Annotated in this window: 9 protein-coding genes and 1 pseudogene; 9 read left to right on the top strand and 1 reads right to left on the bottom strand. The window is 32.8% G+C overall.

What is annotated here, in order from left to right:
* The first annotated feature begins 240 nt into the window (after positions 1 to 240).
* From ACFX5F_RS15060 to ACFX5F_RS15020, 9 genes are all read left to right on the top strand, one after another.
* Complete coding sequence (locus tag ACFX5F_RS15060; protein ID WP_379852890.1) at positions 241 to 804, top strand: helix-turn-helix domain-containing protein; 564 nt, start codon at positions 241 to 243, stop codon at positions 802 to 804.
* Positions 805 to 806: 2 nt separating this feature from the next.
* A complete protein-coding gene (locus tag ACFX5F_RS15055; RefSeq protein WP_379852854.1) occupies positions 807 to 3,782 on the top strand; it encodes an ATP-binding protein in 2,976 nt (991 codons plus the stop codon).
* Between the two features lie 2 nt (positions 3,783 to 3,784).
* Positions 3,785 to 4,219: a response regulator gene (locus ACFX5F_RS15050; protein ID WP_379852853.1), complete on the top strand. Its 435-nt coding sequence runs from the start codon at positions 3,785 to 3,787 to the stop codon at positions 4,217 to 4,219.
* A gap of 94 nt (positions 4,220 to 4,313) precedes the next feature.
* Entirely contained in the window at positions 4,314 to 5,138 is an 825-nt protein-coding gene (locus ACFX5F_RS15045; protein WP_379852852.1) for a CheR family methyltransferase, read from the top strand.
* A complete protein-coding gene (locus tag ACFX5F_RS15040) occupies positions 5,139 to 5,702 on the top strand; it encodes a chemotaxis protein CheB (protein WP_379852851.1) in 564 nt (187 codons plus the stop codon).
* 33 nt (positions 5,703 to 5,735) lie between these two features.
* Positions 5,736 to 9,701, top strand: coding sequence for a DUF705 domain-containing protein (locus tag ACFX5F_RS15035; protein WP_379852850.1), 3,966 nt, complete (start codon positions 5,736 to 5,738; stop codon positions 9,699 to 9,701).
* A gap of 67 nt (positions 9,702 to 9,768) precedes the next feature.
* Positions 9,769 to 12,192, top strand: a complete 2,424-nt coding sequence (locus ACFX5F_RS15030) for a response regulator (protein WP_379852849.1) — start codon at positions 9,769 to 9,771, stop codon at positions 12,190 to 12,192.
* A 238-nt stretch (positions 12,193 to 12,430) separates the two neighbouring features.
* Positions 12,431 to 12,565 carry a chemotaxis protein CheB gene (locus ACFX5F_RS15025; protein WP_379852848.1) on the top strand — a complete coding sequence of 45 codons (135 nt, stop codon included), beginning with the start codon at positions 12,431 to 12,433 and terminating at the stop codon, positions 12,563 to 12,565.
* Positions 12,559 to 12,759: a hypothetical protein gene (locus ACFX5F_RS15020; protein ID WP_379852846.1), complete on the top strand. Its 201-nt coding sequence runs from the start codon at positions 12,559 to 12,561 to the stop codon at positions 12,757 to 12,759. The genes ACFX5F_RS15025 and ACFX5F_RS15020 overlap by 7 nt, the downstream gene beginning before the upstream one ends.
* Positions 12,760 to 12,921: 162 nt before the next feature.
* Here the strand turns inward: ACFX5F_RS15020 and ACFX5F_RS15015 are convergent.
* Positions 12,922 to 13,020: pseudogene (locus ACFX5F_RS15015) on the bottom strand (IS982 family transposase); the annotation flags it as partial.

Here is a 13,020-nt window from a genome sequence, read left to right as displayed (position 1 = left end):
TAGATAAAATTATAGAATTTTTTTTTATTTATTTTAAAATCACTACAGCTCTTAGCACTTCCAATTTAATAGAAGCAGCAATCTCTTTTCATTATCATACTTTATTTGTAAATTTAGAAAAAATATAAATCTGTGAATTTTACAATTTTTTTTTTTAGTTCTATAAGTTAAATCAGGAATAATAACATCATTTTTACATGATCAATTAAAAATAATAATTTGAAACTATATATCAAATACATGGTCAGTAATCGCTGTAAAATGGCGGTAAAAGAGGAATTGAAAAAACTTGGGCTTCATTTCATTGTTGTTGATTTAGGGGAAGTTGAAATCATGGAAAATATTTCTATGAATCAACGGGAACAATTAAAAAAAGCGCTTTTAGACTCAGGTCTCGAATTGATGGATGACAAAAAGTCTATGCTGATTGAAAAAATAAAAAATGTGATCATTGAAATGGTACATCATTCCACGGAAAATATCAAAGTAAATTTCTCTGATTATTTGAGTGAAAAAATGAATCATGATTATACTTATTTATCGAATTTATTTTCAGAGGTCCAAGGTACAACCATTGAACAATTTATAATTTCCCATAAAACAGAAAGAATAAAAGAATTGATTATTTATGGTGAATTAAATATTACTGAAATTGCCTGGAAAATGAACTACAGTAGTGTAGCGCATCTATCGAGTCAGTTTAAAAAAGTTACGGGTCTCTCCCCTTCTCATTTTAAACAATTGAAAGACAAAAGACGAAATCCAATTGAAGAAATTGGTATTTCAAACGAACCAAATAATTAAAAATGAAACTATCAAGGACGCAGGATCCTCAATATACTCGTAGTTTAATTGAAGCAAGTTTAGATCCACTGGTTACTATAAATAGCAGTGGTAAAATTACTGATATGAATCAAGCTACGGTCAACATTACTGGTATTGACCGCCAAAAGTTAATAGGTTCTGATTTCTTTGATTATTTTACTGAATCACAAAAAGCTCGTGAAGTATACCAAGAAGTTTTTGCTAAGGGTTCAGTTGCTGATTCTCCCCTTACACTTCGTCATAAAGAGGGAAAACTGACAGATGTATTATTCAATGGTTCCGTTTATAAAGATGATCGAGGCAATGTTTTAGGAGTTGTGATTGTAGCCCGAGATATTGCCGAACAAAAATGGGCAACTGAATTACGTTCTGTCAACAAAGAGTTAGCCTATCAAAATGATGAAAAAGAAAAACGTGCCGATGAATTAGTTATTGCCAACAAAGAATTGGCGTATCAAAATGATGAAAAAGAAAAACGTGCAGAAGAGTTAGTTATTGCAAATAAAGAATTAGCATTTCAAAATGATGAAAAAGAAAAACGTGCTGATGAGTTAGTTATTGCTAACAAAGAATTGGCGTATCAAAATGATGAAAAAGAAAAACGTGCTGACGAGTTAGTTATTGCCAATGAAGAATTAGCGTACCAAAATGACGAAAAAGAAAAACGAGCTGAGGAGTTAGTTATCGCCAATAAAGAATTAGCGTACCAAAATGATGAAAAAGAAAAACGTGCTGAGGAGTTAGTTATCGCCAATAAAGAATTAGCGTACCAAAATGATGAAAAAGAAAAACGTGCTGATGAGTTAGTAATTGCTAATAAAGAACTACGTTTTCAAAATGATGAAAAAGAAAAACGAGCAGCAGAATTACTGATTGCCAACAAAGAACTTATATTTCAGAATAAAGAAAAAGAAAAGCGAAAAATTGAAAACAAAGAATTGGAAGATTTTAGCAATTCTTTAAAATTAGCTTCTCAATATTCTTTAAGTCTTATTGAAGCAAGCCGCGATCCTCTATTTACGATTAGTCCAAAAGGGAAAATAACAGATACAAATGAGGCATCGGTAAGAGTGACAGGAGTTTTGCGTGATAAATTAATTGGTTCTGATTTCTTTGATTATTTTACTGAACCACAAGAGGCTCGAAAAGCATATCAGGAAGTTTTTGACAAAGGTTTTATAGCTGACTACCCATTGACGATAAAAGATCATAGATTAACTGATGTTTTGCTTAATGGTTCCGTTTATAAAAATGAAAAGGGCGAAGTACTTGGGGTTGTTGTGGTAGCAAGAGATATCACGGACCAAAAAAGAATTGAAAAAGAATCAATAGAGGCAAGACTTTTTGCCGAATTAGCAACTGAAATTGCGGAAGAAGCAAAACTTAATGCTGAAAATGCTACAATTATAGCAGAAAATGCAGTAAGAGCAAAACAGCAATTTTTGTCAAACATGAGTCATGAAATTCGGACACCGATGAATGCTATTATCGGATTTACGAAAGTGGTTTTAAAAACAGAATTATCTGCCAAACAAAAAGAATATTTAACAGCTATAAAAATGAGTGGCGATGCTTTAATCGTTCTTATCAACGATATACTTGATTTAGCAAAAGTAGATGCAGGAAAAATGGTATTTGAAAAAACTCCTTTTAAAATGAAGGCATCCATATCTTCTATGCTTCATTTATTTGAAACAAAAATCCAAGAGAAGAACTTACAATTAATAAAGGAATACGATGATAAAATTCCTGATGTTTTGGTGGGAGATCCAGTTCGATTGCACCAAATAATTTTAAATCTTGTTAGTAATGCAGTGAAATTTACTAATCAAGGAGATATTACCGTAGGAGTTCATATGCTGCATGAAGATAATGAAAAAGTTATTCTTGAATTTGCGGTTACAGATACTGGAATTGGTATTCCTAAAGCAAAAATAGATACCATATTCGAGAACTTCCAACAGGCAACTAGCGATACTTCAAGGCTATATGGAGGAACCGGACTTGGACTAGCTATCGTGAAACAATTAGTGGAACCACAAGGAGGAAAAATCCGAGTAAAAAGTACTGTTGATTTTGGAACTACCTTTAGTTTTACATTACCTTTTCAAAAAACAAATGCCGATGCTCAATTAGAGAATGAAATTCTAGAATTGGATACCGAAATAAAAGATATAAAAGTATTAGTAGTTGAAGATATTGCACTTAATCAATTATTAATGAAAACGCTGTTGGATGATTTTGGATTCGATAGAGATATTGCCGAAAACGGTCAAATAGCAATCGAAAAATTAAAAGCTAAAAAGTATGATATTATACTGATGGATTTGCAAATGCCTGTAATGAATGGATTTGAAGCCACAGAATATATTCGTAATACGATGAATTCAAAAATTCCCATTATTGCATTGACTGCTGATGTTACTACAGTAGATTTGGCAAAATGCAAATCCGTAGGAATGAATGATTATATTGCAAAACCTGTTGACGAAAGAGTGTTGTACAGTAAAATAGTTGGAATACTAAAAAAACCAAAATTGGTGAAACTTAGTATAAAGCTTAATGAAAATATTGGGGATAAAAATGGTTCTGAAAAAAAAATAAAATGTATTGACTTAGTTTATTTAAATCAACGAACAAAGTCTAATCCAACATTAATGATGGAGATGATTTCACTTTATTTAAAACAAACACCTTCCTTAATATGCACCATAAAGAAAAGTTTAGCGGATGAAGATTGGCTATTATTAGGCTCAACCGTGCATAAAATGATTCCTTCATTTTCAATAATGGGTATCCATCCTGATTTTGAAAACATGGCAAAAAAAATTCATGAATACGCAATCGCAAAAGAACAAAAAGACGACATACACGACTTAGTCAGACAACTTGAAGAAATTTGTTTGCAGGCTTGTAATGAACTAGAAGAAGAATTTAACCTTATAAAAAACACATAATTTTGAAAAACGATACTAAAATAAAAATATTCTTGGTAGATGATGATGCATTATTTTTAAAATCCCTAGAAATTGAATTTCTAGAAAACGCTGATTTTAATATTGAAACTTATCCTACAGGGGAACTGTGTGTTGCAAACTTGTCTAATACTCCTGATGTTGTAATATTAGATTATCAACTTGATGGTATTGTAGAAAATGCCATGAACGGACTGGAAACTTTGGATAAAATAAAAAATTTTAATCCTAACATCCCCGTTGTAATGTTGTCTTCTCAGGATAAAATTGAGGTAGCAATAAACTGTATGCATCACAAAGCATTTGATTATGTTGTAAAAAGTGAAACTGCATTTGTTCGTTTACAAAAGATTATTACTACCATTTTTAAATATCAAAAAATGGAAAAAGAATTAAGCTGGTATATGGACCGCATGTAATCCATATTCCTCTATAACTATCCTTATCATTCATCGATCGGTATTTTAATCACTCTCGATTTGGTCAAGTTAAAACCAAATTTATTTCAATAAAATGCAGTATAAAAACACATCAGATCTAGAAATTTCATTGCTATTAGAAGCGATTTATAGAAAACATGGTTATGATTTCAGGCAGTATTCTCAAGCTCATATTCGCCGAAGAATAATGAACAGAATGGCCATTTCAGGATTTGCAGATATTTCTCAAATGCAGTCTAAAGTTTTGAATGACGAAGCATTTGCTTCAGAACTACTGCAGGATTTATCAATAACGGTAACCGAAATGTTTCGTGATCCAACTTTTTATCGGTCATTAAGAGAAAAGGTCATCCCTATTTTAAAAACGTATCCCTTTATAAAAATATGGCATGCTGGCTGTGCTACAGGAGAAGAAGCGTATTCAATGGCTATTCTTTTGCAGGAAGAAGGCCTGTATGACAGAACTACGATTTATGCCACTGATTTTAACCAGTTGGCATTGAACCGTGCAAAAGAAGGTATTTTTTCGAACAAAATGATAAAAGAATACACTGTAAATTATCAACTGTCCGGAGGAAAAGAATCTTTTTCGTATTATTATACTTCGAGTTATGATCATGTGATTATGAACCAATCTTTGAAAAAAAATATTGTTTGGGCCAATCATAATTTAGTAACAGATAGCGTATTTGCTGAAGTTAACTTGATATTATGTCGAAATGTACTCATATATTTTGATAAAAATTTGCAAAACAGTGTGCAAACTCTTTTTTACAATAGCCTCATTAATGGAGGCGTTTTATGTTTAGGATCTAAAGAAAGTTTGCGATATTCCGATTTATATTCGGAGTATCAAGAGATGGATACTAAACAACGAATATTTAAAAAGAAATATTAAATGCGTTATGAAGCAATTGTTATAGGAGTTTCATCTGGAGGCATGAATGTTTTAAAAATTATATCCGCAGCCTTACCGATTAATTTCAAAATACCAATTATTATAGTCCAACACGTAGGGGCGACTTCCGATAGCCAATGGATACAACTTTTAGATAAAAAAAGTAATCTTCATGTTAAGGAAGCCGATGAAAAAGAAATAATAGAAAATGGAAAAATTTACATTGCTTCACCTAATTATCATTTACTAATTGAAAAAGATAAAACTTTTTCAATCACAATAGACGAACGCGTAAATTTTGCAAGACCAGCAATTGATGTTTTGTTTGAAACAGCTGCTGAGGCTTACAGGAACAAATTAATAGGAATCGTGCTAACAGGCTCAAATAATGATGGCACTAAAGGTATAAAACGAATAAAAGAATGTGGTGGTCTGACCATTATTCAAGACCCAAAAACAGCTGAATATCCTTATATGCCCGAATCAGCGATTAGGGCTATTGAACCTGATCATGTTTTATCAATAGAGAACATAATCGCATTATTGATAAAACTGAATTCGTAAAAACGAATAGATATAAACTTTACAAATAAAAAAATGAAAATGACCCTTGGCAGAAAAATAGTAATCGGATTTAGTACCTGTGTCGTTGTCCTTTTAGCAGTTGCAATTTTCTCTTATAAAAATAGTGAAAAATTTGTCACTTCAAATGGCTTGGTTAATCATTCCAATGAGGTGTTATCTCAATTTGATCAAATACTGATATCTTCTATCGATGCAGAGACCGGTATACGTGGTTATGTAATTACGGGCGAAAAAGATTTCCTGAAACCATTTTCATCTTCCAAAACAAGAATAATAGAGCAACTTGCTAAAGTAAAGGAATTGACAAAAGACAATCCAATTCAACAAAAAAATATTGAAGAACTTTCGGAACAAATCAAAGTTCGTTTTGATAATCTAAATAAATGCATTGGTTTTCGTAAAAGCGATTTTAAAAAAGCGCAAGAATTTATTGCGTCTGGCGAGGGGAAACAGTTGCAAGATGAAATAAGAAAAACAATTGCTAAAGCAGAGGAAACAGAGCGTACTTTACTTAATGAAAGAATGAAAACCAGCGAATATGATGCCGGCAAGTTTAATCTTGTTTTTGCTTTTTTATTGTTAATCATTATTCTAATTCTTCTCATTGTTTACACTATAGTCGTTGGAAATTTAAAAGCACTTAAAAGCTCCGAATCAGAAACTGCCAATAAAAATTGGTTGCTTACCGGTAACTCAGAACTCAACGAAAAATTAATAGGAAATCAAAGTATTGTGCAATTAGCAAACAATACGATTAGTTTTTTATGTAATTATCTGAACGCTAATATAGGAGCTGTTTATCTATTTAATGAAAAAGAAAATACGCTGATTCTAAATGGGAAATTTGCTTTTTCATCTTCAAAAGAAGGTAAGGAAATATTTAAATTAAATGAGGGATTAATTGGTCAGGCCGCCTGGGAACAGAAACAAATTGCTATAACAGAAGTATCCGAAGATCAAATACGCATCATATCAACCGTGCTGGATGCTAAACCTAAAAATTTACTTATTACCCCTTTTCTGCTTGACGGAAAAACGATAGGAGTAATCGAAATAGGCAAGCTTAGCGATTTTAACGAAACAGAAAAGGAATTTGTTAATGTCTCTATGAATAGTATTGCCATAAGTGTCAATACGGTACAACAAGCTGAAGAAAAGGAAAAAAGAGTTGCAGAGCTAGGAATTGCCAACAAGGAGCTTGCCTATCAAAATGATGAGAAAGAAAAAAGAGCTGCCGAATTAGGAATTGCCAACGAAGAACTCGCCTATCAAAATGATGAGAAAGAAAAAAGAGCTGCCGAATTGGGAATTGCCAACAAAGAACTCGCCTATCAAAATGATGAGAAAGAAAAAAGAGCTGCCGAATTGGGAATTGCCAACAAAGAACTCGCCTATCAAAATGATGAGAAAGAAAAAAGAGCTGCCGAATTAGGAATTGCAAACAAAGAACTCGCCTTTCAAAATGATGAAAAAGAAAAAAGAGCTGCCGAATTAGGAATTGCAAACAAGGAACTCGCGTACCAAAATGATGAAAAAGAAAAAAGAGCTGCCGAATTAGGAATTGCAAACAAGGAACTCGCGTATCAAAATGATGAAAAAGAAAAAAGAGCTGCCGAATTAGGAATTGCAAACAAGGAACTCGCGTATCAAAATGATGAAAAAGAAAAAAGGGCTGCCGAATTAGGAATTGCAAACAAGGAACTCGCGTATCAAAATGATGAAAAAGAAAAAAGGGCAGTAGAGTTGAGTTTTGCAAATAAAGAGCTTTCGATTCAAGCAGAAGAACTTCAAATGCAGCAGGAAGAACTCAGACAACTGAATGAAGAACTGGAACAGCAAGCGCAAAATCTAAAACAACAACAAGAGGAATTGCAAATGACCAATGAAGAATTGGAAGAGCAGACCCAGTCATTGGAAGAGAAAAATAAAGAAGTCGAAGCTTCAAAAAACAGTATAGAATTAAAAACAAAACAACTGGAGATAAGCAGCAAGTATAAATCTGAATTCCTGGCAAATATGTCACATGAATTGAGAACCCCGCTTAATAGCTTGCTGATACTGTCAAAAGATCTATCAGAAAACAGAAAGAAAAATCTGGACGAAGTACAGGTTGAAAGTGCGGAAATAATTTATAAAAGTGGACATGACTTACTGGTCTTAATAAACGAGGTACTGGACCTCTCTAAAATTGAAGCAGGTAAAATGTCTATTAACATTGAAAAAGTATCCTTAAAAAATTTCACCGATGATTTAATTCGTGATTTTAGACATCAGGCAGAACAGAAAGGATTAAAACTAGTTTGCAAATTGAATACTGATTTACCCGAATATATACATACTGATTCACAACGATTGAATCAGATATTAAAAAATCTTATATCCAACGCTATAAAATTCACCGAAAAAGGAAGTGTAACTTTATCTATTAAACCAAATACGGCAACTACATTGAACATTTCCATTATCGATACTGGCATTGGAATATCGGAAGACAAACAAACTGCTATTTTTGAAGCTTTTCAGCAAGCCGAAGGTGGTACTTCAAGAAAATATGGAGGAACGGGTCTAGGACTTTCTATTTCTCGAGAACTTGCAAAATTATTAGAAGCAGAAATTCAATTGAAAAGCAAACTTAACCATGGATCTACTTTTTCTCTAATTATTCCTCTGCAAATTCACCCTCAAGAAGAGACATTCAACCCCATTCCAGTGCAACCTGTTTCCTATACACTAAAAGTTACAAAGGAATCAACGTATCTTAATTATGACACTATAAAAGATGATAGAGATACGATAAGTAAGGATGATAAAGTGGTACTGATTATCGAGGATGATCGAAATTTTGCCGCTATACTTTCAAAACAAGCACACAAAAAAGGATTCAAATGCTTGTCGGCAGCAACAGGAGAAGATGGACTATTACTTACTTCAAAATACAAACCTAACGCCATTATTCTAGATATGGGTCTACCTGGCATCAAAGGGCGGCAAGTATTACACGAACTAAAAGCAAATCCATCCATAAGACATATACCAGTACATATTATATCAGCAAATGACCGCACACTAGAACCAATTAGAGAAGGTGCTGTGGAGTATTTGATGAAACCAATCGCTAAAAATGAACTGGAAGAAGCTTTCAACCGAATTGAGAATTTTGTAAACAGAAAAATTAAAAACCTGCTGATAATTGAAGACAATGAAAACTCCAGAAAAGCAGTGAGAATACTTATTGGTAATGGCGATGTAAAATGTTTTGAAGCAGGAAGCGGTAAAGAAGCTTTGGAGCTATATGAACAAAATAACATCGATTGCATCATTTTGGACATTGGTTTACCAGACATAAGTGGCTTTGAGCTCATCCATAAATTGGAAGAGATCAAAGGACATAACATGCCTCCTATTATTATTTACACCGGAAAAGAACTAACAAAAGAAGAAAACAATCTGCTTCAAAAATATGCAGAAAGCATTATTATTAAAGGAATAAAATCAGAAGAAAGATTACTGGACGAAACCGCGCTATTTCTGCATCGTACAATTAGTAATTTACCAAAATCGAAACAAATAATCATAAATAATTTGTACGATAAAGAGGCTATATTTCATTCTAAAAAAATACTTTTAGTGGATGATGATATGCGAAATGTTTTTGCATTATCCAAAATACTTCAAGAACGCGGGATGGACGTTATAAAAGCCGAAAATGGGAAAACCGCATTAGATATGCTGGAAAAAAATCCTGATATTGATTTAGTTCTAATGGATATAATGATGCCCGAAATGGACGGTTATGAAGCCATGAAAAGAATACGTGCTCAGATAAAATTCAGGAGTTTACCGGTTATTGCCCTCACCGCAAAAGCTATGAAAGATGATAAACAAAAATGTATAGACGCTGGTGCAAACGATTACATTACTAAGCCAATTGATGTAGAACGTTTGTTATCATTGATGCGCGTATGGTTAAGCAAATAATGGAATGCCATGATAAAGTTGGCAACTCCCCTATGCCTTAAGTTAAACTTTTATTTTACAATTGAAAATGAAAATAAATCGCCCTGTTAAAATTTTATTAGTAGACGATCTACCTGAAAATTTGTTTGCCTTAGAAGTAATTCTCTCTACTGAGGATTATTTATGCATAAAAGCAACTTCCGGTAATGATGCCTTAAAAATTCTTCTCCACGAACAAGATTTTGCCATCATATTAATAGATGTTCAAATGCCGTTGATGGACGGATTTGAAACTGTAGAACTAATTCGCCAAATCGAAACACTCAAACATGTACCGATTATTTTTTTAACGGCAAGCATGGACAATACGGTCCAAATTTTCAAAGGCTATCAAGCAGGTGCCGTTGATTATATGATTAAACCGCTTTCACCTGAAATATTAAAGGCAAAAGTGGCGGTTTTTGTAGATTTATATAAGAAAAATCAGGAACTATTAGTTCAAGCTGAGCAACTTAAAAAATTAAATACTGATTTAACTGTACAAAAATTATTATCTGAATATTCACTTAGTCTTATTGAAGCAAGTCATGATCCTTTGTTTGCTATTAGTCCTGAAGGAAAAATAACCGATATGAATAATGCATCAGTACAAGTAACAGGAATAGAAAGGGAGAAATTGATTGGAACCGATTTTTTTAATTATTTCACTGAGCCTCAGAAGGCACGAGAAGTGTATCAAAAAGTTTTCGAAAAAGGATTTGTTGCTGACTCTCCACTTATTCTTCGCCATAAAAATGGCAATCTGACAGACGTATTATTTAACGGATCAGTGTACAAAGATGAGAAAGGAAATGTGCTTGGAGTAGTAATTGTTGCCAGGGATGTTACAGATCAAAAAAGGATTGAAACCGAGCTGATTGAAGCTAAAGTATTTGCGGAGTTGGCCACCTTAATTGCCGAAGAAGCAAAAAGTAAAGCAGAAGACGCAATGAAAGCAAAACAGCAATTTTTGTCTAATATGAGTCACGAAATCCGTACGCCTATGAATGCGATTATCGGGTTTACAAAAGTGTTGATTAAAACCCACTTGACGGATAAACAGAATGAATATTTTAATGCTATTAAAGTCTCGGGTGATGCCTTAATAGTACTAATTGACGACATACTTGATTTGGCAAAAGTAGATTCAGGAAAAATGACCTTTGAGCAAACTCCTTTCAAAATAGCGACATCACTATCGGCCATGCTTCATTTGTTTGAAACAAAAATTCAGGAAAAAAACCTGCAATTATTCAAAAATTACGACAGTAAAATTCCTGAGGTTTTGGTTGGAGATCCAGTTCGTTTGCATCAAATTATTTTAAATTTAGTCAGTAATGCTTTAAAATTTACCACAAAAGGAGAGATTACAGTTAATGTTGACTTGGTACATGAAGATAATGAAACAGTCATTATCCGATTTGCAGTTACAGATACGGGAATAGGTATTGCTGCAGAAAAGATACCCACAGTTTTTGAAAATTTTCAACAGGCTACCAATGGAACCTCAAGATTGTATGGAGGAACTGGTTTAGGATTAGCCATAGTAAAACAATTAGTAGAAACACAAGGAGGCAACATACAAGTAGAAAGCAAAATTGACCAAGGTTCAACATTCAGTTTCACACTTCCTTTCCGAAAAACAAAAGCGAAAGCAAAATCACAAACAATTGCAACACAATTAAATTCGGAAATTAAAAATATAAAAGTATTGGTAGTGGAAGATATTGCACTTAACCAGTTACTGATGAAAACCCTACTGGATGATTTTGGATTTGAACGAGATATTGCCGAAAACGGAAAAATAGCCATCGAATTGTTTCAGAAGAATTCGTATGATATAATTTTGATGGATTTGCAAATGCCAGTAATGAATGGATTTGAAGCCACGGATTATATCCGTAATACCCTGAAATCTAAAATTCCCATCATTGCATTGACTGCCGATGTTACAACAATTGATCTAGCTAAATGCAAAGCAGTCGGGATGGACGATTATATTTCGAAGCCAGTTGACGAAAAGATATTATACAGTAAGATCGTGGGCTTAGTAAAAAAACCGAATCTCGAAAAAACCGAAAAGTTGATTGAGATTGAAAATAGTCGATGTAAACAAACAAAATGTGTTGATTTGACGTATTTGAACAACCGTACCAAGTCAAATCCTGCATTAATGATGGAAATGATAACGTTATATTTGACTCATACGCCTCCTCTAATTACTACCTTAAAACAGAGTTTAGAAGCCAAAAACTGGACTTTATTAGCAGCTGCGGCACATAAAATGATTCCTTCTTTTGCGATAATGGGTATCAGTGCAAATTTTGAAAGTATGGCAAAAAAAATTCAGGAGCTTGCTGATAAAGAAGAAAGCACAACTGAATTAATCGATTTAATTAGTCAACTTGAAGCTATTTGTACTCAGGCTTGTGAAGAATTAGAAGAAGAATTTGCCATCATAAAAAGTAAATAAAGATATTTTAACTAAATTATGAAAGATTATCAGAACACTTTAAAAATGATTTTTGAAAAAATTGCAAAAGGGTTAAAATTAACATATTGTTTTCCTTGTTTAAAAATTCAAGATATCCAACAATTGGATAAAAGATACTAATAATAAAAAAATATTTTAAAAACAGTGCATAATGGCATATATTCCTAAATCTGATAAATCAGTAGCTAATAAAGAGATTGAAAAATAATCCTTTACGGTGGATCCTATTGGTGCATCAGCCGGAGGACTAGAGGGTTTTAGTCTTTTACTAAAAAAATTACCCGCTAATACTAGTATGGCATATATCGACGTTCAACACCTAAGTCTAGACTATAAAAGTCTGAGATGTTAACAATCTATTTAAACCAAACTCCTTCTTTAATTGGCGCATTAAAAAAAGGTTTAGCAGAAAAAAATTGGCAAACAATAGCCACTTCTACACATAAAATGACACCCTCTTTTTCAATAATGGGAATCGATATCTTATGTGAAAATATGGCTGAAAAAAATTCAGGAGTTTGCAGAAAAAAAAGAATATACTTCTGAATTAATTGACTTATTTTCTCAACTTGAGCGAATTTGTATTCAGGCTTGTAAAGAAATACAAGCAGAACTTGACGCCATGAAAAACGATTAATTTTAACTACAAAATTTAGAACTGCGCGAAACCGCTTTATAATTTAATATAAATTAACCCGTTGGGTGTAATTAAATGATTTGATTTTTGATATTATTTATTGGTCTATCAAAGATAAATTTATTGATATATTGAACCAATGTTAATGCTGTTATTTTTGCTAAAATTCT

Source organism: Flavobacterium zhoui (assembly GCF_042787235.1).
GTDB classification, from domain to species: Bacteria; Bacteroidota; Bacteroidia; order Flavobacteriales; family Flavobacteriaceae; genus Flavobacterium; species Flavobacterium zhoui.
Note: the sequence above shows the minus strand (reverse complement) of the source record. Positions and strands in the feature narration are given on the sequence as shown.